Raw genomic sequence first — 23,215 nt, 5'->3', positions numbered from 1 at the left:
CATGCAAAAAAAGACACCAACAGGTCATGTTGAATGTCATTTTTTCTTCAAAACTTATGACTTGTTCATTTCACTCGGCTTGATTCCCCAGTACTTCTGAAAGCTCCGCGAGAAGTAATTCCCGTTCTTATATCCGACTCGTTCGGCTACTTCATACACTTTGCTCCCCGTTGCCAGCAGCTCCTTGGCCTTTTCCATCCGTAGTCTTAGCACGCTATCCGAGAAATTGCTGCCGGTCACCTCTTTAAAGATTCGGCTCGCATAGGCATAATTCATATACATTTTTTCAGCGACAAAATATAAACTTAGCTCTTCCTCATATAAGTGCCGATCAACGAAAGCCAAGATTTCACTCACCGTAATATGCGTACCCGATTTTCGACGCTCGCTAATTGATCGGCTAATTCGCGCCATCATGCGATGCAGCCATTCCATGAGCTGTTCCTTCGCCAGCAACTGATTAAAGTTCATAAAATCTGTATAGTCCTCAGCAAGCGTTTCGCGTAAACTCCACCCGTGGGAATTGACAATTCGCGTCAGTAATGCCGTAATGCGAAGAAGCATCTCTTTCGCCTCGGCAATGGGATGGTTCGGCGAGAAACCGATGTCCATTAACGTGCTGATAAGCTCTGACCTCTTGCTCTCATTGCCCGTTTCCACTGCAATTTCAATGTCTTTTTCCAGATCGTTCATATTCAACCAGACTGACTTCGAAGGCGCATCGTTCCGATATGGAATGACGGTTTCATTGCCCAGTACGATGCGTTCCTGCAGTGCCATTCTACTCTGCTTATAGGCAATCGGCAGCAAAGCTTGATCTTCCACACAAGTTCCAATGCCAGCGCTGGCTGTTAGCTTCAAACAGGTTTTAACCGTGCTAAGCAGTCTGCCGAGCTGCTGATTAACTTTGAGCTGAAATCCTGATACCTCTACACTTGAAGGGGCAAAGAAGATAATGGCCGTCAACCCGTCATCGTCATGCAGAACGATGCCATCCATATCCTCCACGACATCCCGAGTAATATTAAACAGCGAATACTGAATTAGCGGCCGCTCCCCTGAATGGAAACGGACATCGGTTTCGGCAATCGGGTCCATATCAAGCGTGACAGGCAAATAGATATGGCCTGCTAGGGAAAAGCCGATTTCCTGACTGCGTTTTTCTAATTCCCAGGTAGACAAACGCCCGTTCAACCAATTTTTATAAAATGATTGTTTAAGTTGAGGCAAATGCTCTTTCCATCGCTGCTTCAGAAGCGCTATGTTATGTATATCATTCAATTCCTGTTCACGAAGCTGTTTGGCTCTTAACACCGTTTCCAGTACAACCTCATTCTCCGCTGGCTTTACCAGATATTTAACAACGCCATAATCGATGCTATCACGTGCATATTCGAAATGGTCAAAACCCGTTAATATGATAACCTTCACATGAGGATATTCATTCTTCAGAACCTTTGCAAGCTCAAGACCACTCATATCGGGCATATGAATATCTGTAATGACGATATCAATGCAGTCCTTTTCTACAGCCACGATGGCTTCCCTGCCGTTTCCCACAGCACCGGCAATTTCAATGTCATAGTCTTTCCATGAAATTCCATAGGCAATCCGCTCTCTGACTTGAAATTCATCTTCAGCGACGAGCAGCTTCATCTTCTTCTTCCCCCACTCGTATAGGAATGATTAAGGTAACCTTTGTTCCGAGTCCCTCTTCACTTTCAATCAGGACGTCAGCTTCTTCTCCGTAATATAACTTCATTCTCGATTTCACATTTTTCATCCCAAAAAATTGACTCGACGGACTTTCTTGCGGCACTCGGTAAAGCTTACTTGTCAGTATACTGAGCTCCAGTTGGATTTGCTTCAGCAAAGCGTCTGGCATTCCCATACCTGTATCTTCTACTTCGATAAATAAAAGATGTTGATGAACCCTAGAGCGAATTCGCAGTTCACCTTCAAAAGGGCATTTCTCAAGCCCATGAATAATCGCGTTTTCTACAATAGGCTGCAGCAGCAATTTAAGTACAGGGATGGCCTCAGAGCCTTTTTCCAAATCAATCTCAACTGAAAAGTGTGCTGTTCGCATCTGTTGAACACGAATGTAATACAGCAGATGCTGCATCGTTTCCTCTAATGTAAAATGACTCCGTCCTTTTCCCAAGCTAACTCTGAAAAATTTGGCCAAATTCAAGACCATTTCACTAATTTCTTTCATATTAAATTTGACCGCAACCGAATAGATGGAATCCAGTGTATTATAAAGAAAATGCGGATTGATTTGCGATTGCAGCAAGCTAAACTCCGACTTCGCTAAACGAAGCTCCTTCTCATAATCCTCCTCGATCATAATTCTCTGGGACTCCGCCATCTGATTAAAACCATTCATTACGAGTCCGAATTCATCTCTTCGATCATGCCTGATTTGATAGTTCAGATCTCCCTTGCCAACGAATTTGAAAGCGCTCGATAATTGGCGCAAAGGCTTTAAAATTTGAATGTAAATCAGCCAGGCCGTCCACACAGCAAGAAGTATGCTAAGTAGAATAATAAGGTAAGTAAAGAGTTGCAACCGATCAGATTGCTTGAAAATTTCATCCTTGGGCTGCTCTAATTGAATAGACCATGCACCGCTTGTTTCTTTCATTGCGAACATGTCGGAAGCATAAGCTTCCTTCGCAGCAGGGTTGGTCTCCAGAATCAGCCTGTTATTATAATATAAAGAAATGTTCATCCGTTCGGTCGTTTGGAGATGTTGAATAATACTCTGAAGCGACGAGTTATTTACAGCAAAAATCAAAACGTTCGGCTCTGGCGAATCTCTTAATACGTCAAGTAACCTAATATAGTAGATATTGGAGCCTTTTAAATATAAGTTCTGACCCCCGCTTGAATCTGCAGTAGGAATATAAATAATTAAAGAACCAATTCCTCGAACGACTTGCTGGAACCAGCCTTCTTCCTTCACCCGAGGCCATCTGAACGCCCCCAGCGCTGTCGAAACGCCATTGCCGCTAGCTCCATGAACAATATAGGCCTCTTGAATGGCACCGTTAATATTGGCAAGAGAAGTCAGCTGCTGCATGACGGTATGAATATCATATAAATGAGTCGGGTTAAGTGGGTCTTCAATATCCCTAAAGATGTTTACGATACTAGGATTAGAGCTAATCAGTAGGGTTTGCTGATCCATCGTATTCGCAATTTGCTCCATATAGGCAAGTGACGTCAGGAGTGCCCCCTTCGTCCGGTCACTAATTTGGACATTCATAATACCTTGTGAGTAGTTATTGGCAAATATACTTACACTGACCAGTGGTATGAGGATAAGCAAAAAAGTTAAGGTAAGCTTGAGTTGTAAGGAAATCGCGCCCTGTGTACTTTTCACGGTCGCACCTTCCTGTCTATGCCTGAGCCTCGGTGTGTAGCTCTCCAACTCCCCGGCGGACTGCCGTAATATTTGGTGAAAGCATGTGTGAAAGCATAAGCATCGGAATATCCGAGCAGTAACGAAACTTCGCTGATCATAAAATCAGAGGAAAGTAGCTCTGCTGCTTTTTCCATCCGCAATCGATGCAAATATTGGACAGGGGATACCCCCATTTCCTCCGAAAACATCTTCGAGAAATAAGTGCGGTGAAGGGCTAAGTAATCAGCAACATCACGAACCGTGATATTTTCCATATAGTAAGTGTCCATAAAAGCAACGCTTTTAGGAATCCAGTTCTCTTTGCCAGTCTGATTCTTTTCGGACGGGTCCGTTGGAATCATAAGGCCAAAAATGCGATATAGGATGGAACATAACTCGTTATGCCGTTTCATGTCGTATTTGCGGGGAAGGAACAACTGGCGAAGCGTAGCTTCAAGCTCCTTGGACATGACCCCGTACAGGTAAGGAGTGGCCTTACTAAAGCCAGCTTTAGCGAAAAGTTCGGGTGCTTGCAATCCATCCATGGAAATCCAAATCATCTGTAGGGTGGCATCACTTGGAGCCAACCCATAACGAAAAGTACTCCCCGGTACCATCGCAAACACATCGCCTTTGGACAAAATAATGTGCTCTTTGTCAAAGGTGAACTCGACCTTCCCCTCCATAATAAAGTGCATATTGTAATACTCAAGAATCATAGGCCCTGCTTGATAGCTGGGCTTAGCGATATTGCGACCAAGACGGAGCGGCCAGATGCCGCCTTTTTTGGCGAATTCATCAGGAACGAATAGTTTTGATTCAAAAAATTCCTTAGCGGTTTCCTGCACGCCGATCACCATCCTATCCGTTATCCCTTCTATTGTAGCAAATGCTGAAGATGATTGAATATGGCGCAGAAGCGAAATAAAACCTCTCTCTTTGGCAGTTGGATCCTGCCTGTTTGAGAGAGGTTTTTACGTTCTTACATATGAACTAAAATCAGATCATTTTCAATCGAAACGCCGAATTTCTCTACCGTGACATCATACGTCTTGGTGCGCATAGCCACATCCGTGATCATGCAGCCCGTTGCGATATCGAATTCCCACTGATGCCAGGGGCAGCGTACGATTTCACCTTCCCTATCAAACTGAAAATCACCAGGTCCTTCGGAAGTCACATAGGCTGTCACCAAACCTTTGCACAACTCTGCTCCTTGATGAGGACAAATATTGCGCAGAGCATGAAAGCCGCCATTAATGTTGTAGATACCTATGCTGCGCCCTTCTACCTCCACAATCTTATGCGTACCAGTTGGAATCTCCCCTACTGTTCCTACGATGTGCTGCGAGCTTCGCTTCATTTCGTCCCCTCCGTTTTGCGTGGAGGCAGACCATATAGCTTGGCTGCATTCTGATAGTAGATGCTGTCCCATAGCTCAGGTTCCAGTTTGGGCAATGCTTGACTTGGTGAATCATAATCCCAATGCGGGTAATCACTGCAAAACATCAGCGTTTCTTTCGCATAGATGCTCTCTAACAAATGATCGAAGATCTCACGGTTCGGTGTCTCTTCAAACGGCTGTGTGGTCACACGGACATGCTCTCGGAAATATTCGCTCGGCTTCTTGCGAACCCATGGCGTTTGCACCCGCAGCCCTTTCCATTCTTGATCGAGCTTCCACAGGAATGGAGCTAGCCACAGGACACCGGCTTCCTGCAACACAACCTTCAACGTAGGGAAGCGCTCGAACACTCCGTTGAAAATAAAGCTGGCCAAATGTGCGCCCATGACCGCGGGACGCGCGCAACGCTGCTCAATGTAGTGCGTCACATACCCAGCCCCAGTATGTGGGCTATTAATGCCTTCACCCTCTAATCCAACATGGATGGTGAAGGGTAGGTTATGGCGAACACAGGCCTCATAAATCGGATCATAGTGCCGATTTCCATATGGCAGAGTAGCGCCGCTGGAAACTACCACCTGCACCATGTCGGATCGGCCCCCGACGCGGTCAATTTCTTGCGCAGCAAGCTGCGGCGCCTGCTTCGCAATGAAAACGGACCCCCGCAGTCTGCTTTCTCGCGAAAGCCAGTGCTCAATCGTATATTCATTAATCGCTCGGCAGAGTGCAGCAGCGTAATCATAGTTAGGGGTCGCATGCACGGCATAGCCTTCCCCTGTGAGAATGCCATATTCGACATTGTAGCGGTCCAAATGCTGCTTTTGCATCAAGGCCAGATCACTGCCGGCAGATCCGCCCCCCTCGGGATAAGCGTCAGCCATCCTGCCGCCTACGCCCCCATTAAAGTGCATGCCTCCCGGCAGCGCCGGCCCGTATTGCTTCATAAGCTCCTGGTACCCTCGCGGCATATAGGGTTTTAATGCTTCCAACCCCGTGGCTTGATGAATGTCACAATCGATAATGGAGCGTTTTAGCTTCGGACGTTTGTCCGCTGGTAACTGTGTGTCGGTATTCGAAGTCTGCATATCTTTTGCCCCTCCAGCAATTTACATTAGATAGCAGGATGTGAGGTCGTAGATACGAACCATCCTTGCTTCTTGACCATAATGTTACGTGTCCAGCGGCCAAACAACAATGTTGTCGTGTCTTGTATCTTTTGCGATTTTGTAAGGTTGTTACATGTGACTAGGGGATGGCTCTCACGTAAATATCATCAAAATACGCCTGCGCAATATGGGTATATACACCAATTTTCCCATGAGTAAACGTACTGTCAGTAACATTGATCTTGAGTGTTCCATTGACATAAGCTTTAATTGTAGTTCCGTTCACTTCCAGCTTGAACAGATGTTGAAGGCCCGTACTCAGAGAGAGCGGCACAGTGGCAAGTACACTTTCTGAATTGTTCACAATCTTTCTAAGCGTCAGTTGCCCAGCATGATCATCATAATAAACAAAATAGAAGTTTTTACTATCAACGAATCTGGCAATCAGCCCCATTCGTCCATAAATGCTGCTGCTCCAGCTATTCGCCTTTAATTTCGCCTCTACACTGTAATTTTGCCATGACGTATCTCCTGCCGAGGCTTTGGATCCGCCATAGCCAAGATTGTCGGCAAAATAAACTTTGGAGCCTCCGTCCGGCACAATGCTAAATTGGCCGTAATGAATCGTCCAATTGCTGTTTCCACTCTCAAAACCTTCATAAAATAGGATATCCGAGGTCGTAAGCGAAATGGTGCTCGATGCCGAATTGCCAGCAGGATCGAATGCTTTGATCATATACGTGTAAGCCGTAGGTCCAGATACTGCCAGATCGGTATACGAAGTCACGATCGTGTTCAATGCTGCAATTTCAACGCCATTGCGATAAATTTTGTACCCGGACACACCTGCGTTGTCTGTCGAAGCATCCCAAGTTAGATCCACCCTCGTTGAGTAAGGAGAAACCGCGGTTACGTTAGCCGGTGGGGTTGGCGCAGTCGTGTCGGTGCCGATGAGCGGCGCATACACCAACTCAAAGCCATACCCCTTGTCGGTTTCGAGCGAAACCGTAATCGTATCGCCAAGCACACTTATCGGAATTTCCTGCAATCGTACACCATTCATCGTAAGTTTGTAGGCTTTATATGCGCTTGGTGTTTTGGTTGTCTTCAGCTGCACTTCGGCTGTGCCGTACTTCGCCAGCGTCGGTAATTCTCCACGATAGTAGTAGGTCACGCCGCTAACCGTTTCTTCACGCTCACCTGTTGCTGCCGCATCAGTTGTATAAATCATCAGTATTCTGTCGCTTTCATCCAGCGGCTGATCATCCAGGGAAGCTACGGATAAAGTTCCCTTCGGCAGGTTCGCCTCCATCGTGATCGGGCCAAGCTCATAGCTGTTGTTGTTCATCGTTCCTGCTGCAGCCACCACGTAGGGTGTGTTAATGAAGTAGGTATTTAAATTAAGGTCAAAAAGCAACTCACCTGTGTCGGAAACCAGCTTGTTATCATTCAGATTCGCAAGCATACTCGTTTTCAGACTGGTATCATCGATGGCATTGATAAACGTTTCCGCCACTTGCTTCAACGTCATCTCATTCGTAATCGTAATCTTATTGGCAGCGGGGATATCGCCGTTTGCAATCTGCACATCTGTGAGATCAGGCGTGATCTTATAGATGGCGTACGGTTCACCTGGCTTATCAGCATACACGGTAACCATCTTGAACAGATGCGGGATATACATACGATTACGCTCTGGTGATTCATTTTCCGTTGCAGAGGCATGCGTTTTTACATAGGTTTTATCTCTCACGATAACAAATTTCGCATCCGCCGGTGTGAGATGAGCTTGTCGGAACACTAGTGTCCCTTGGTACTCGGACATCGTTGCAAGCACATCGGTTAAAGAATCAAAGGAGGTCGATCCTCCCTGCGGCGTTTGATTGACAGCCTCATTCACACGGCTGACGTAATGAAACCGATTTAGCATATCCCACCCTTGGTAAGCACCGGTTGCGGCCGTCATCAAGCCGATGTCATCTCGGCCTTTGTTTGGAAACTCATGATTAAATTCCGTTAAGGCAAATGGCTTGTTATATAGCTGCCCCAGGGCAAGACCTGGTATATAATTTTTGAAAATAAACGAGCCATATTGCGATACGTAATTCGCGCTTGATTCTGGTGCAAAGATCATGCTGTAACGTGGATGCGTCAATGGATTGTATTTGAAGGGCTTTCCTCTGCCATCGACAATACCGTTATAAAGATGCGTTTCATGAACATCCGCCTGCGTTCGCCAATAATTCGCTAAGGAATCATTGATATAGTTGATGCCCCCAATCGGTGCTTTCACGCCAATCGTATCTTTGAGATATGACCTCATTGCACCATAGGTAGTAAACTGCTTCTCTGTGAAATATTCGGCCAGATCATCTCTCATGCTGGATGGTGCTCCCCAGAAATTATTGGGAAACGTTGTAATTGTCGGTTTTCCTTTGCCAGCCAAGTAATTATTGAAATCAGCGAGCATCCAGGCTTTAAAATTCGGGTTTGAGAAATCGGCATTGTAGAGAATCACTTCGTTCATGGGGGATACGCCCATGATTTGGGGGTCATCCTTCAATGCAACATCTGTATACAGATTCACATGATTAAATAGCTGATAGGCAAATGATTGCCAGATGGCTTGCCCGTCCGGAAGGAGAGTGGCCAAATACTTGGATGCGGTTGAGCCATACACACTTTCAGCTAAGCTAGGCACATTTTTGAAGTTTGCAAAGGCCAAGATGTCAAGATCAATATAAATGCCGCGGGCCTTCAGCAAAGCGTTAAAATAATCAAAATTATCAAGTTTATACGAATTCAAGGTTACCGTGGTGGACGTGAGCGGCTGCATAAGTCCTTTGGCCCAATCATAATTCTGATCAATAGACGAGTAGCGCACCACATTATAGCCCATAGCAGCAATCCGGTCGGCCATGACGACCATTTCCTCCTTGGTTGGGTCTGTACCGTAACTACCGTTTAAATTTCCACCATAAAATTTCACTTTGGTATTGGGCTCATCTTCAAAATAGTAATCGCCGTACACATCGATTTGGACCGAACCCTTTGAGCCCGCTGGTATATGGTTCAAAACAGACAAATCCATGGCACTGCCCGGAACAACAGCCATCGTTGTATCAATGGGGCGCCAATTGGCATCTGCTACAATGGGTGCTGCACTGGCTACTGGAGCTCCGCCTAAGTTACCGGCCAGTGGAAGCAATACAGCTGCAATCATGAGTCCTGCAAGCTTTGGCATCATCTTTTTTCTCATCTCTCATTCCTCCTGCTTTCGTTTGATACATCATTTAAAACCGTATTGAAAGCGCTTTTAAAATGTCGTTGCTTTCGTGATCTCCACACCACTCCCCAGATAAGTCATGAATAGCTGGATGCAAAACGCCATGCCATGCCAGCTTAATATAAGGGATTTCCCTAGAACACAACAATGATCGTATGTCTTGCAGTTTTGTGATTTTGTAAGCTAAGCGGTGTGGTAAATAAGAAAAAACCGTCAGGGAATTTCATCCTGACGTTCTTTATCGCTGGAACGTTGTAGGTGGGGATTGTTTGCTTTGAGAGGCAGTAGCTGCTGACATTTGTATTAACTGGAATATGAAAATCTACAGCTTATATTTATAACGGACGTGACAGCCTCTATTGTCTGAAAACGGGGTGTTTTTGATTTTTAAAGGGACACCAGAGACGTTATTGACTGATTTGTGTACCAATAGATGTTGCAATGGACCCAATAACGACCGTGGAGTCCGTAAGAATTGGGAACCCCTGCTTCCTCATCAAATAACGGCTCTCATGTCCGCAACCTTTGGTTACAAATCCCTGACTAACATGCAATGTCATGTCCTTCTGAGCCAAGGGGACAGTGGGAATAGACGGAGTGGAAAAAGTGGCTAATGTGGTCTTCCAAGCATGCGGCGACATTTCTCATCACATCGAGTACGATTTTCGGGAACTAGAAAACTCTTACTTTCTGGCATACAAAAAAAGACCAGCCCATTAGGCCAGTCTTAGATCCAGCGATTAAATGAATGAAAGCTTATGTTTAGCCTCATATTCGGCAGATATCTTCTTAAATACCTCATAGCTGCGATTGGCACATTCCGAAATTGCGATGGGATGGAACCCTGTCACCTCTGCATATAACGTATCGTTAAGCGGCTCGGCCCAAGAGGCCGGAAGCTTATCAGCACCTAGCTTCGCACCCATAATCGATCCAACGGTAGCGCCATTGCAATCGGTATCCCAACCACCTAGAACCGATGTCGTAATAGCCAACTCAAAATCGTCCTTAGCAAAGATCAACGACGCAGCAACCAAAGCTGCATTATTGTTCGTATGTACACAATGATAGTGCTCGAACGCATTCCAAATCCGCTCGACTAGATCTAATTGATCAACCGCCGTACGCGCAATTTCCACGGCTTGTCGAATATCATGAGCCAAGCGGCTATTGCTAGGAATTTCGCTAAGTCCAATTTCCACAATGCGTTCATTATCGGTTTCGTTAAAAGCCGCTGCAATCATAGCAGCCACAAACATTTCCCCATAAATACCGTTCTTCACATGGGAAAAGGAAGCATCCCGCCATGCTAATTCAGCTGCAAGCTCCGGATTTCCCGCCGCACCGTAAGCAAAGCCATCGGCTCTAATCTGAGCGCCAATCCACTCCCGATACGGATTTAACCAAGTTCGCACCCATTCGCTCTTCTGTGCCCAGTCCTCTGTTTGTTCTCCTTGCATATGCGAGGTCACCTGGGCAAAATTCAAATAAGACTGCGTCTCTGCTGTACATACTTGCTGGTAGCTAAGGTACTTATGCCATAGCTTGCCAATATCCCAGCTATCAAAATCCAATCCTTTTTCCTCCAAAAGAATCAAGCCTAATACGGTATAACGGATATCATCGTCGGTTTCCATAAACTGAATGTTTTCTTTCCAGCTTTTCTGGCACCAGTCATTCACTTTCAAATCATACTCGGCTGACGCTCGTGAAGTCCCTGGGGTATATCCGCTAATTGGCCAAGCATCTGCTCCCTTGAACCATAGCTCAATATTCTTCCATCCGTCTCTTCCACCACTGCCATACATAAATTGACCATTCTCAAACGGTTTACCTAGAGCACACCCGATACTTCGGCCGAGCCACGCACCTTGAAATTGATTGAGCCATGCAGCTTCCGTTTTATCCGCCGGTAATTGGCGAGGTCCTTCGGGCCGAGTCGCACGAATGCCAGGCAAGTCGGAAGGCTCCTGATAGGGGAAGTCTGCACGAATTTCAAGCGCCATCAACTGCTGGTACACGGCCATTAGCTTCGCGTCATCATCTTCAGCTGCAGCCCACTTGTCTAGAAATCCGCTGACATCGCAGCCTTCTTCTCCCCTTTGTTTGATTTCAGCATGTACAATTCCCTTTAAATGCTCCCAGCCAGCCATCGTAAAACCACCTTCAATGTAAGATTTTAAGCTGATTATACGAATTTGGCCTCAGCGAATCTTCTCAATTTCTTTCACACTTCTCAAAATAATTGCTTGATGCCAAATTGTTTACGATATTCCTGAGGGGATAGTCCGGCATCCAAGTTAAAGGCGCGATAGAAGGAGGCCAAGCTCTGAAACCCACTGGAAAAGCTAATGTCTGCGATACTATCCAGGCTTGTGACAAGCTGTTTCTTCGCTTCGCTAATCCGTAGCTGTGTCATATAAGCAATAAAGCTGATACCTGTATGCTCTTTAAAAAGGCGGCTTGTCCGCGCGGTGCTCCAGCCTAAATGCTCAGCAACATCGGTAAGTTGAAGGGGCTCTTGATACCGTTCTTTCACAAAAAGCATCACTTCTTTGATCTCACGCTGCGAATTGGACATATGCTTCCATTGCTCATTGCTGAAGGCACTCCTGTAATGGCGAAGCAAGATAACACCCAACTCTAGCAATTTGCAACGAGTAATCGTTAGATAACCCTCAGCTTTTGCATCAAGCTCCTCATAAATCTGTTGAATGAGTACCCCAATTTGCTGCGCAAGCAGTGTGCCAGCCCCAATATGATTCTCAAATCTCTCCGATCGATAGGCAAATGGCAGCAATAATTTTTCATCTTCTTCAAGGAAGAGACTCGGATCAAAATTCAAAAATATATATCGGCTTGGATCGTGCTGCGCGGATTGAGCAATATGAAGCTCTGTATTATTGACAATAAAGACATCGCCTTTGCGAACTTCGTATAGCTTATTTTCAAAAATGAATTGCCCTCTCCCTCCCAGGCAATAGCCAATTTCCAAACTAGAATGGAAATGAAGAGGTTGTGGATATGGTTTTGGACACCAAAGATACGCATTAATTGGAATGAGATTGTCATATTCGATCTTCTGCTTCAATTGGTTTCAGTCCACCTTCGAAATTGAGATAGCTCTATTTTACCATTAGCAAAAATGTTGTGGAAAATAAAAATGCTTTACTCATTTTTACGAAATTGTAATGTCTCACCCCTCATTTTTATGCGATTGTTATGCCCAAATTAGTAAGCTTAGTCCTGTAGACAACAGCGCAACAAACAAATCCAATCCACTTGAGGAGTGTTTCTCGATGAAAAATAATAAAAAAGTTCTTGCCGCTCTTACTATTTCAGCAACTGTCGGATTATCCGCTCTTCTACCTTACCATGCGTTAGCAGCAAATCCTTTCACGGATTCCGCAAGTGTTGCACAAATCCAGACTGCAATTGAGCAATTAGCTCAGCAGCAAGTGCTGTCTGGTTATGAAAACAATAGCTTCAAACCTAATCAAGCGGTCACACGCAGTGAGATTGCCAAAATGGTAGCCCTCTCTTTCCACGTAAACACGTCTGTGGATACAACGACAACTAATCCTTTTCAAGATGTGAGTTCAAAAGATTGGTACTATAACTACGCGATTTCCTTGCAGGCTCTTGGTGCGATGAATGATGTGACTGGCCAGCAATTCGCTGGGGCGCAAACGATCACTTCCGAGCAGTTAAGCAGCATCGTTGCGAAAGTCCTTCAAGTTGACGTTGCAACGATTCGCCAGTTACCAAGCTACGCATCACTAAGCAGCCAAGTTACACGCGGTCAAGCTGCCTTACTTCTCGTAGAAGCTCAGAAAGTCGCTCCTGTTCGTGTGACGAAGCTAGAGGTTCTGAATGCTATTTCCCTACAGGTGACCTTCTCGGCACCGATTCCGACGGCAGAATTAGAGCTGGATCCAGCGTCCAAAAACTTTGTTTTTGACAATGGCCTTGCCATCAATAACGTGCCTCGCCTAAAAACAGGCTCTGTATCCACGTATATTGTACCAGTTCCAACGCAGAAAGCAGGCACGACGTACTCGCTGACTTATAAAGGCCAACCTGCCGTTAATTTCACAGCTAGCACAGAGAAAATCCGCTTGGATTCCACGGCTCAGGTTGCTAATGATCTATTTGAAGTTGAATCCCATCTAACTGACGGTGTTGCGGATTATGGTTATGTCATCGCGGCTTACAGCAAGGGCCGTCCTGGTTCATTTATCGTTGACGAAAATAATCGGTACAACGGCACGACCTACCAAATCCTATCTTCCATGCGTAATCGCCAAGTTCAAATCACTCCTGAGGGCGGTGCAACGATGACTGCTAATTACTTGCCATTCACGCAAGCAACCGATGGTCGCCAAGCGCCTAAGTTCATTTTGCCTAACGGAGAGACCTTCCATCCAGGTGTAACTTATACAGTCTCCGCGGACTGGGCAACTTTGAAGAACCCTACTTTTACGGCAAAAGAAATCGCTCCGCTTCAGCTTCAATCCGCAGCAGCAGTAGATGCGAAGACGATTGCAGTTACACTAACGCAAGATCCGAAGGATGAAATCTTCGTTTCACGCCGCGTAACTCTAACTGCTGCTGATGGCACAGTTCTGACTGCTGAATATAGCTTGACGACTCGCAAAGGTGCCGTTGGTACGTTCACGCTTCTCAATAATGCTCAGTTGGTTCCAGATACGACGTACACCGTTGCGCCAGTGGGTGCATGGGCTACAGCAACAGGAGTCACTTTAAACTTGAAAAAGTAAGCAGAGATCATAAAATCAAATAACAAAAAGATAAGGAAGATGACCTGTGATCAGGTTCTCTTCCTTACCTTTGTTTGCTACACTTATCCACAGGTACTGTTGTTTCCTAGGCTTCTTATACTCTTCTTATACTCTTCTTATACTCTTCTTATACTCTTAATGCAGAGGTGACCTTCTATATGATATTCACAAATAAATCTCTATTCGCAAGCTTAACACCGCTAACGTTGTTTCTTGTCTTAATTGGCTGTAGCAGCCAACAGCCAAACGCAGTCAACACCGTCAATCCGACGAAGACAGCAACGCCATCTCCTACTGCTGCGGCAACACAAACGCCAGTGACGAGTTTCTTACCTACGACTGCAAACCCTTCGCCAACGGCTACAGCCACAACCCTGATGGTGACGCATTCAAAAAGTGACTATATGTCCTTCCTCGATCCCGCTTCAGGCCGGATGGAGAAGCTTGTCGTGGGAACAGCCCCTTTTGCCCTCGCAGAGGGGCCGAATCATCGCGCTTATGTGTCGACTGCTGAAGGTGTCGCCGTCATCGATACGAAGCTCCGTACACGGATTGCTCTTGTCCCTTATCAGGCCAACGTGGGTAAACCACGCTTTGGTGAATATCGTTCGGGTGGTATGGGAATTGCCGTATCGCCAGACGGTAAGTTCGTATATGTCGGTGTGTATCTCGATGGAGGTAAGAGTCAACTTGAAATCTTAGATTCGGAAAAGCTTGCAATGACAGGCCGAGTTCCTGTTGGCGTTCGACCTTTTGATGTCGTGACCAGCCTCGACGGCCGCGAAGTCTACAGTATCGACCACGACGGCTACACCGTGACGGCTGTCGATCCTTTTACACTAAAAGGACGCACATTGGAGGCTGCTCCTTTCGGTAAAGGCGGCTTCGAGAAGCCGCACTACGCCGCCGTCCGGGCAGATGGCCGCTTACTTCTGCCTTACCAAGGCCGCGGCCTTGTAGTGCTTGATCCGAAGAGCGGCAGCTACACCACCGAACCCTTGACGGGGAACACACATCAGGAAGGTGTCACGCTCACCCCGGACGGCAAGCAGCTGCTGATCGTTGGCATCGGTTCAGCAGGCAGTGCAACGGGCAAGCCTAATTTGACCATACTCGACGCCAATACGTATAAGGAAAAGATTATTCCATTGGCCCGCATGCATCAAATGGTCGCCAGCAGTGCCGATGGGCGCTATGCCTATCTCACAGGAGGCGTCACTTACGCGGATACGGGCTGGAACGGGATCACGGTAGTCGACCTGTCAGCAGGCACGACACGCGAATTCGAGCTGCCCGATTATCCGCTGGATGTGCAGCTTTTGACGAATAACTAGTCTCAGCTCATCAATCCCCCTTCGCCATATAACCAACACCAGGGTAGGTCACAATCAATTCCTGCCCTTCGGTGTGTGCCTTCAGCTTCTGCCGAATTCGCGCGATAGTAACGCGCAAATACTCGACCTCATCGCGATACTCACTTCCCCAAATCTCGCTCAACAACTGCTCATGCGTCATTACTTTGCCTTCATGCTGCAAGAGAAGAACGAACAGATTATACTCGGTCTCGGTGAATTTCACTTCCGCTTCGCTAACCCAAATTCGGCGCTGGGCTAAATTGACCGTCACAGGCCCATTAATTAATTCGCTCGTCGTTGCAGGCGCAGGCATACGTCCATCCAAGCGACGCAGCACGGCATTGACTCTGGCAAACAGCTCGTCCAACGAAAACGGCTTGGTCAAATAATCATCCGCACCAAGATTCAACCCCTGCACTTTATCCGCACCATTGCTCCTTGCTGTTAACATAATAACAGGCACGCTGGAATAGGTACGCAGTCTGCGCAATACTTCGAAGCCATCCATCCCTGGCATCATCAGATCTAGCAAAATTAAATCTGGATCAACGGCTTCTGCCTTCTCCAGAGCCTCGGCCCCGTTCTGACAGGCCACCGTTTCGAAACCTAACGATTTCAGATTCGCCGCGATAAACCGAATGATTTTCGGCTCATCGTCGACGATCATGATTTTCTTTGCGCTCATGCTAGCTCATCTCCCCCATTAAACCGTGGAATCATCAAAGTGAATCGGCTTCCCTCACCCAGTTGGCTTTCAACCTGAATGGTTCCGCCATGGGCTTCCATAATTCCTTTGCAAATCGCCAATCCAAGCCCTGTGCCCCCGGTTTGACGACTGGATGATACGTCCACACGATAGAAACGATCGAATAATTTCGCCAAATGTTCCTCTGCTATACCGATCCCATTATCCTGAACGTGAACATAGACATACTCTTCGTCCGCATGCGTGGTTACCTTAATGATCGGTTCCCGCTCGTTATATCGAACTGCATTGATGAACAAGTTCAAGAAAACCTGTTCCATTCGAAGCTTATCTGCAAAGACAAGAGGCGTATCCGAAGATAACGCAACCTCCAATTGAATTCGTGCAGCGCTGATATCTTCAGGCAATCGTTGTCTAGCACTTTCGATCACGGCTGCTAGCCTCAACGGTTGCGGATGAATCCCCATCGCACCTGATTCGATTTTGGATATATCCAGCCACTCATCGATAAGATCTTGGATACGGCCTATATCCTCATGAATGCCTTCAAGCAGCTCCAGCTTAAAGTCCTCATCCCAGTGGGCATCCCTGCGCAGCAATGTTTCCACGCCACCACGGATACTCGTAATCGGGGTTTTGAATTCATGCGAGGCGAGTGAGATGAGATCGTTCTTCAGCGCGTCGATTTCATGCTCCTTCGTTCTGTCACGCCACACATAGCCACGGCCAAATACCCGCTCCTCCCGCGCAACCTGAAACGCGGATACCATCATAAAACGTGGCTTGCCTTGCTCTGTTTTCACCGTTAAGGCGCTCTGTACCCTCGGCTCCGCTGTCAACTTACGCAATTGGAGCTCGTCCTGATCTTCTGGCAATAGCTCAGCAATTCGTTCAAATAAATCAGCCTCTGGCATATGGGACAATTCGCCCATTGGAATCGCGAAACTTTCCGCCATCTGATGATTGGCATACAGCACGTTATGCTGCACATCAATCAGGACAATCGCATCCGACATGCTTTCTAGGACGGCATTCAACGTCGCATGCTCGTCCTGCAATCGCTGTGTGCGCTCTTCTACGCGATGCTCAAGCTCGCTATTCAGCTGCAGTAAGGCGCGTTGGTTTTCCTTGATCTGCGCTGCCATGCGGAAGAAATGCTCGGCGAGCTGATGCAGCTCCGCGGGTGCTCCGCGCGGTACAACCTTCTGGTCAGGCTGGGCGAATGATCCTCCGGCTAATCGCTGTGTATAACCGACTAAGGCGTGGATCGTGCCGTTTAATCTTTTGGCCAACAGACTGCCAAGTAACACAGTTAAGATCAGCGTGAACACTAACAACAGCAGCGTGATCCGTAAAGATTCCGTGAATGCTGCGTTGACAGCCGCGGTCGACCTGCTTACCCATACAATGAGATTCAAGTCTGGAATTAGCTTATAGGTAATAAGTTCTTTATGTGACGAGGAGCTTAGCGTGTAGGTGTCTTCGCCTTGTTTAAGCATTTTGGCATCGGCGACGACTGCCTCCTTGGATAAATCCGCCATAGCTTCCGTTAGCGCTGCGTTCGGATGATAAATCGGCTTGCCTGCATGATCCAAGACAACAGGATACGCCTCTGTCCCATAGTCATATTTGGTAACAAGTGTCTTAATTGGCGCTAATTCAAGCACAGCCAACACGAATCCGTCGACTTGTTTGTTGCCTTTATAAACCGGTACGGCTATCGCTATAGCTGGTTGATTCAATCCCTCAGGGCCTTTGAATAACGAAGAAATAATCGCTTTCTGACCAGCCTTCACACGTGCTGTATAGTCTCGATCATTGACATCCGTTCCAATTAAGTCCGTGGACATCTGATGTGTGGCTTTGATCATCCCCTTGTCATCGACCACATAAATACCTGTGAATCCCTCAAGGTTCTCTTGCAACGATTGCAGCTTCAACGTCAGACTCTCCCGAGTTCGAAATGCTGCATCCGAAGCCGAAATCGTTGCCGCCAAAGTTTCAACAGCATTGCGATGATAGGACATATAAGCTTCTACCGCGTCTCCAAGGCGATACGTCGTCTGCCGCTGGTTTTGGTTCGTTTCCTGTGTAATATGCTTAATTTGCGAAACCTGGAAACCGCCTAGAATTAGGATTGGGATCAAGGCCATTAGGGCAAATGTAATCGTTAAATGTGACCTCATGGAATAATGCTTCAATAGGAAATACCCCGCTCTCCAGCTCAAGCTTCTGCTTAGCTTTCCAACTTATTTTACCACTGTCAAATTTGTAATGAAAATGAAATCTAACTTTCATGTTGTTTTAATGTAACTTGCCTATAATAAAGACCAACCCCCCTTTAAAATATATATACTTAGACCCACAGCCCGTTGCTGTGGGTCATTTTTTTATCTACTTAGACATTAATCAAGGTTTTTTAGTGTCATCGGCAGAGGGTAACTGATCACTCAAACCCACGGCGTTCCATGATGTCTTTTTCGCAGCCTTTTTCCCAAACCGTTCCTGAACGGCTCCCAAAACTTTCCCAAACTTTTCCCAGCGTTGTCTCTAGGAATATGAATTGCAGGCATTGTAAGATAATGCCAGAAGCAAATTCAAGTGTGGGAGGAACGTTATCATGATCAAAAAAAGGAAATCAATCATTCACTCCGCTGCGTTAAGCTCAGTGCTGGCTGGTGTATTAACATTTGGAGGGATCGCAGCCGCTTTTGGCGAAACGGTACCGACAGGTGTTGAGATTAAAGAATTCAGCTTGCTGGATACCGCAACGGATGTCGTTGGTGCTGCAGATTTTACACCAGAGGGAAATAAGGATGGCCACTTTAAGCTGCTGCTGAACCTCGCTAATACAACCATGATTAAGTCTGTTGTTTTGCGGTCAACCGATGATTTCGGCAAGGATAACTATCAAGGCGTTTGGCGAACAAACCGCGTCACGACAGGTTGGCTATTGGGGATTGTGCAGGATAAAACCGTGGTTACACCGAGCGGTACCACCCATGAAAGTGAAATTATCAACCCAGGCTTCCGTAAAGATGTGAAAGATCCTGTGGGGGAATTTGCAGGCAACCTCGCGTTTGATTTGTACGCCAGCAATAATGGCACAATCAAAGAAACGCAATCTTATGTACTTGAGATTGAAACGCCCGAAGGTACGGTTGTTTCGAAACCAATTAAGTATAAAAAGCCAATGACGAGTGGCGGAACATCATCCACTTCAACGCCATCACCTACCACAACGCCTAGTCCTAGCCCGGCACCAACTTCATCACCAATACCAGTTCCTAGCCCGAACCCTTCCACTCCGCAGGTACCTGCTCCATCACAAGGTCCGACGATTCACGTATGGCTGTTAGGTCAAGAGCTCCAATTCGAAGACGCCAAACCGATTATCAAAGACGGCTCTACGCTAGTTCCATTTCGCAAACTATTTGAATCTCTTGGTTTCTCTGTGAGTTGGGTCGATAATGGAACTACGCAAAAGGCGATTGGGACGAAAAATGGGCTAACCATCGAACTCACTATGAACAGTTCCACAGCCAAAGTGAACGGTAGAGACGTTAGCTTGACCATACCAGCTCAAATCATTGACAATCACACCATGGTACCGCTCCGATTTGTTGCAGAAAACAGCGGTTATCAAGTCACTTATGCGAGCGATGGAACTAGCGCAACAATCCGAATTGAAGAACCAACAGATACAAGTTCAACACCCGAACCTACACCTACACCTACACCTACACCTGCACCTACACCAGTACCAGCACCAATTCCGGATTTCCCAAAAGAAACCGCTGCGCCTTATATAGCAAAAGGATATGTGCGCGATATGCAGGGTCACCCGCTGCCTGACATCATTGTGTATGCCGATAACACATTGTTGTATAACAGCAATATCATTGGTGTCACTGATGAGAATGGTCATTACGAAATTGAACTGCCACAGCTAGCGACTTCCTGGTCGATGTCAGCTGACATTACTAAAAAATTTAACAACAAAACATACAAATTCCATCTAGAATCGGATAATGAAGTCCCACTAACGGGAAGTAAAGGCGGGGTTCGGAATTTTACTTGGACGAATTTTAACGGACAAATTTATGTTTATCCATTTTTCACATCTTCCGATGACTCGATGCCAGAATTCGATTTGAGCGATCTGGAAGTGACACTCACACCGGTTGGTCCGCTCCTTGATGGCAGCACTGGACAAACGATCATTAAACGTGGCGGCCCGGTTTTTGGCGGCGGCGGTATCGATGAAGTCCCGGTCGGCAAGTACAAAGCAACCGCTCGATGGATGCCAGAAGGATACGCTCCGATGCCTTTGCCAATTAGTAATGGCGGTGCTTATTCCAATTCTGTCGAAATTGAATTTCGTGAGCCTAACGGCGCAGATACGTCCAAATATCTAAGTGAACTTGAAGTTAAGATTCCATAAACACGTGTTATAAATGCCTCTGTCCCTAATCTAATCTTATTTAAAACAAAAAGCTTCAGCTAACAGAGAATGTTAGTTGAAGCTTTCTATATCGTTTATTGCAAATTCTGTACTGAGTAGATCTTACCTGATATATTTTTCTTTCTTTCGAATGAGAGATAAACCAATCATACAAATAGGTAGTAGTAATCCAAATGTGCATGCATAGGGAAACCATATTTTTGATACGAAGTTAAGGAAATAGCTTTCGTTTGGATAGGAAACGATGGATAACACAATCAAAATCATCCCAAAAGGGAAAAATAGGGGACGAATTTCTTCCATTTTGATAACTTGAGCGAAACTGAGGACTGAAGCGTAGAAGCAAATCGTTAGTTTAAAAAAGATCGTAATAAACCAGATCCCCGCCATTATGACTTCTAATCTTTCTAGAAATCGTCCAACACTAATCATTTTCGCTAAGCTATAGCTTGGATACAAATTCCTTGCGGTAATACCTGCACCAAGAACGAGAATCGAGATCAAGGTTATCATAATCAGTACTATTCCAGCGATCACCGTCCCCACAAAAAACGCCTTATTAGCTTTTTTTGCACAAGTCACAAAAGGAATAACCATCAATAATACGATAAGTTCCATAAAAGGGGTTCCTGTAAAAGGTAAGCTCGCTCTGATGACAGGAATAATGCCTTCCCCGAAATAAGGTTGAAGTTGATTAAGTCGAAATTGCGGTGCCAAAAATATAACCATAGCAAAAAAGAATATCATCACCCAAGGAAAAAAAATTTCCCCGGCACGTGCAATCGTTTCAATACCATGCCTACTTGCCATAATAACAGCTGCGAGAAAGATCATAAGAATAAATTGAAGCGGTGTATCTGGGAGAACCTGTGTTACCACAAAGTCGCCGATGTTCCGCAGTACAAGCGCTGCAAGGAGGAAGAAGAAACAGAAATAAAGTAAAGAAACTATTTTACCTATCCAAATACCAAATACAGTCTCGCACATCTGTACCAAGGTTTGGTTAGGAAATTGTCTTACCAATGCTTGATAAAGAAAGATGGTCAGCAAACCAATACACACTGAAAGAATGGCGGCTATCCATGCGTTTTGCTTCGCTTCCGCTGCGAGACCAGATGGGGTTATTAATATTGAGCTTCCAACTGTGAATAGTGTGACAAGAATAGTAAATTGTCGGATGCCAATTATACTTTTTCCCATTTCTCTGTTATACCTCCTCTCGTCTGTATGCAATTTCAATGTAAAAACCCTTGAATGAAATCGCTACAAGGTTGAAAAACAAAGGTGATGAGATCTAAGGGATTGGGCAGCTGCATATGCAGACTTTGAGCAATACTAAGAATTGTACCTAGCACTACTAAACAACAAACGATAACGAACTCTTTATATAGCTTTTTTTTCATTAGCGATGGAAGCTCCAGTATCGCGATAGCTGCAGAGGCCAAAAGTATCGCTGTAATCGTCCACATTTTGATCATTCCTTTGTTTTTTGTACCAGAGAATCACTTACAGTGCCCAAACGACGAATTTTCACTTCTGTTTTCACAAGTACAGGTAAATCCGAAAATTGTTCCTTCCAACTTTCTTTGTTTTCATTCCAATATTTAGGGTCCGCTCGATATATCGCTTCACCAAAACCGAAAATGTCGACGTTATATTTTTTCGCTTTTTGAATGGTGGCCTCCAGAATATTTTTCACTTCTTCTTGCGACGTTTCTTCCAGTTTCTTAATATTTTCCGGATCAAGCAGATCGATCTTGCACTGGACTTCACCTACATTCTCCTCGAGAAAAACATCTACAATAATTTGCGGTTTTCCATTGTCCACTTCGCCTTTCATTTTCGTTTTAGTTCGCACTACATCTACTGCTAAAATACCTCCTGCTGGGCAATCTATATGTCCGATCGTACTACTAACGTTATCTATTAAATAATTGTAGCCTTTGCTTTCTCTCTCATTAAGCCAACCAACAAGTTTGTCGTTTTTAAAAATCGCTAAACCCGCATATACCAAAAATGTAGGAGGATCTGTTTGGTTCAGATTACTCTTTTCATCACCTTTACTCGGATCACCTTTGATTAGAATACCAGTTAATACAGGATCTTTTCCCTCTGTTTGTATATCAGCAATTAATTTGTCTAGTTTTACTTTTACCGTAGGCGCCCAAACCTTCTCAGACATCTCTAACGTGGTAAACAATTTATTTGAGGGGATTTTCTCGATAGGTGTAAGTATTTTTAATACATTCTCAGCGGTTGTTCCTCTGGCTATGACAATATAGAAATCAGATCGCATTTCATGATTTCTTGATATCCCATCCAGGATTGGTGTAATCCCTTCTCTAGCTAATTCTTCACTAATCACAAGCATCCGAAGATGGGAAGAATACACCTTTCTTGGACTTTGTGTGGTAATTTTCCTTAAAGATTCAAAAATGGTTTTGGATGTAGCTTTAAAGGTGCTTACGGGAGTATTCGTTCCACCCCCACCCCCTTTTGAAGCCACTTCTCCAGGGTTAACAACTTGAATGATCACCTGCACTTGATCATCTTTTTTATCAAAACCCATACCAACCGAAATGGCAAGGTCATTAAGTTCGCGCCGGCTCCAACATCCCGTGAGTAATCCAATCGTGACGAACAAGGCAAAGAACACCATTACATATCGCATTACGGATGGC

17 protein-coding genes are annotated in these 23,215 nt (G+C 45.6%); 3 read left to right on the top strand and 14 right to left on the bottom strand.

The annotated features are described in order from the left end of the window. Positions 1-54 precede the first annotated feature (54 nt). The 9 genes from L6I86_RS19665 to L6I86_RS19625 form a co-directional block, all read right to left on the bottom strand. On the bottom strand, positions 55-1,656 hold the full coding sequence (locus tag L6I86_RS19665) for a response regulator transcription factor (protein ID WP_236289824.1): 1,602 nt from the start codon (positions 1,654-1,656) through the stop codon (positions 55-57). Then, on the bottom strand, positions 1,637-3,388 hold the full coding sequence (locus L6I86_RS19660) for a sensor histidine kinase (RefSeq protein ID WP_236289822.1): 1,752 nt from the start codon (positions 3,386-3,388) through the stop codon (positions 1,637-1,639). Before L6I86_RS19660 ends, L6I86_RS19665 begins: the two co-directional genes overlap by 20 nt. Then, a complete protein-coding gene (locus L6I86_RS19655; RefSeq protein ID WP_236289820.1) occupies positions 3,385-4,257 on the bottom strand; it encodes an AraC family transcriptional regulator in 873 nt (290 codons plus the stop codon). Before L6I86_RS19655 ends, L6I86_RS19660 begins: the two co-directional genes overlap by 4 nt. A 134-nt stretch (positions 4,258-4,391) precedes the next feature. Continuing rightward, positions 4,392-4,772 carry a Rieske (2Fe-2S) protein gene (locus L6I86_RS19650; protein WP_236289818.1) on the bottom strand — a complete coding sequence of 127 codons (381 nt, stop codon included), beginning with the start codon at positions 4,770-4,772 and terminating at the stop codon, positions 4,392-4,394. Next, positions 4,769-5,899, bottom strand: coding sequence for an amidohydrolase family protein (locus L6I86_RS19645; RefSeq protein WP_236289816.1), 1,131 nt, complete (start codon positions 5,897-5,899; stop codon positions 4,769-4,771). Before L6I86_RS19645 ends, L6I86_RS19650 begins: the two co-directional genes overlap by 4 nt. 160 nt (positions 5,900-6,059) lie before the next feature. Continuing rightward, a complete protein-coding gene (locus L6I86_RS19640) occupies positions 6,060-9,179 on the bottom strand; it encodes a hypothetical protein (RefSeq protein ID WP_236289814.1) in 3,120 nt (1,039 codons plus the stop codon). A 434-nt stretch (positions 9,180-9,613) separates the two neighbouring features. Further along, the gene (locus L6I86_RS19635; protein ID WP_236289812.1) at positions 9,614-9,760 is read right to left on the bottom strand and encodes a hypothetical protein; all 147 of its coding nucleotides are present in this window, start codon (positions 9,758-9,760) and stop codon (positions 9,614-9,616) included. Positions 9,761-9,946: 186 nt separating this feature from the next. Beyond that, positions 9,947-11,359, bottom strand: coding sequence for an ADP-ribosylglycohydrolase family protein (locus L6I86_RS19630; protein WP_236289810.1), 1,413 nt, complete (start codon positions 11,357-11,359; stop codon positions 9,947-9,949). An 83-nt stretch (positions 11,360-11,442) separates the two neighbouring features. Beyond that, a complete protein-coding gene (locus tag L6I86_RS19625; protein ID WP_236289807.1) occupies positions 11,443-12,297 on the bottom strand; it encodes an AraC family transcriptional regulator in 855 nt (284 codons plus the stop codon). A 208-nt stretch (positions 12,298-12,505) separates the two neighbouring features. Between L6I86_RS19625 and L6I86_RS19620 the strand changes: the two genes are divergently transcribed. After that, positions 12,506-13,987, top strand: coding sequence for an S-layer homology domain-containing protein (locus tag L6I86_RS19620; RefSeq protein WP_236289805.1), 1,482 nt, complete (start codon positions 12,506-12,508; stop codon positions 13,985-13,987). Between the two features lie 179 nt (positions 13,988-14,166). Further along, complete coding sequence (locus tag L6I86_RS19615; RefSeq protein ID WP_236289803.1) at positions 14,167-15,342, top strand: YncE family protein; 1,176 nt, start codon at positions 14,167-14,169, stop codon at positions 15,340-15,342. 10 nt (positions 15,343-15,352) lie between these two features. Here L6I86_RS19615 and L6I86_RS19610 read toward each other — a convergent pair whose 3' ends face one another. Both L6I86_RS19610 and L6I86_RS19605 read right to left on the bottom strand, forming a co-directional pair. Next, on the bottom strand, positions 15,353-16,048 hold the full coding sequence (locus L6I86_RS19610) for a response regulator transcription factor (RefSeq protein ID WP_236289801.1): 696 nt from the start codon (positions 16,046-16,048) through the stop codon (positions 15,353-15,355). Further along, entirely contained in the window at positions 16,045-18,255 is a 2,211-nt protein-coding gene (locus L6I86_RS19605; RefSeq protein WP_236289799.1) for a sensor histidine kinase, read from the bottom strand. The genes L6I86_RS19610 and L6I86_RS19605 overlap by 4 nt, the downstream gene beginning before the upstream one ends. A gap of 434 nt (positions 18,256-18,689) precedes the next feature. Between L6I86_RS19605 and L6I86_RS19600 the strand changes: the two genes are divergently transcribed. Beyond that, complete coding sequence (locus L6I86_RS19600; RefSeq protein WP_236289797.1) at positions 18,690-20,513, top strand: copper amine oxidase N-terminal domain-containing protein; 1,824 nt, start codon at positions 18,690-18,692, stop codon at positions 20,511-20,513. A gap of 123 nt (positions 20,514-20,636) precedes the next feature. Here L6I86_RS19600 and L6I86_RS19595 read toward each other — a convergent pair whose 3' ends face one another. From L6I86_RS19595 to L6I86_RS19585, 3 genes are read right to left on the bottom strand one after another with little or no spacing between them, the layout of a single operon-like run. Continuing rightward, on the bottom strand, positions 20,637-21,734 hold the full coding sequence (locus L6I86_RS19595) for a GerAB/ArcD/ProY family transporter (protein ID WP_236289795.1): 1,098 nt from the start codon (positions 21,732-21,734) through the stop codon (positions 20,637-20,639). A 35-nt stretch (positions 21,735-21,769) separates the two neighbouring features. Then, positions 21,770-22,003: a hypothetical protein gene (locus L6I86_RS19590; RefSeq protein ID WP_236289793.1), complete on the bottom strand. Its 234-nt coding sequence runs from the start codon at positions 22,001-22,003 to the stop codon at positions 21,770-21,772. Positions 22,004-22,008: 5 nt separating this feature from the next. Further along, a complete protein-coding gene (locus L6I86_RS19585) occupies positions 22,009-23,205 on the bottom strand; it encodes a Ger(x)C family spore germination protein (protein WP_236289791.1) in 1,197 nt (398 codons plus the stop codon). Positions 23,206-23,215 lie beyond the last annotated feature (10 nt).

The sequence above is a fragment of the Paenibacillus allorhizoplanae genome (genome assembly GCF_927798215.1).
Classification (GTDB): domain Bacteria; phylum Bacillota; class Bacilli; order Paenibacillales; family NBRC-103111; genus Paenibacillus_E; species Paenibacillus_E allorhizoplanae.
The sequence above is the reverse complement of the archived record's forward strand: the minus strand, read 5'-3'. Positions and strand labels throughout refer to the sequence as shown.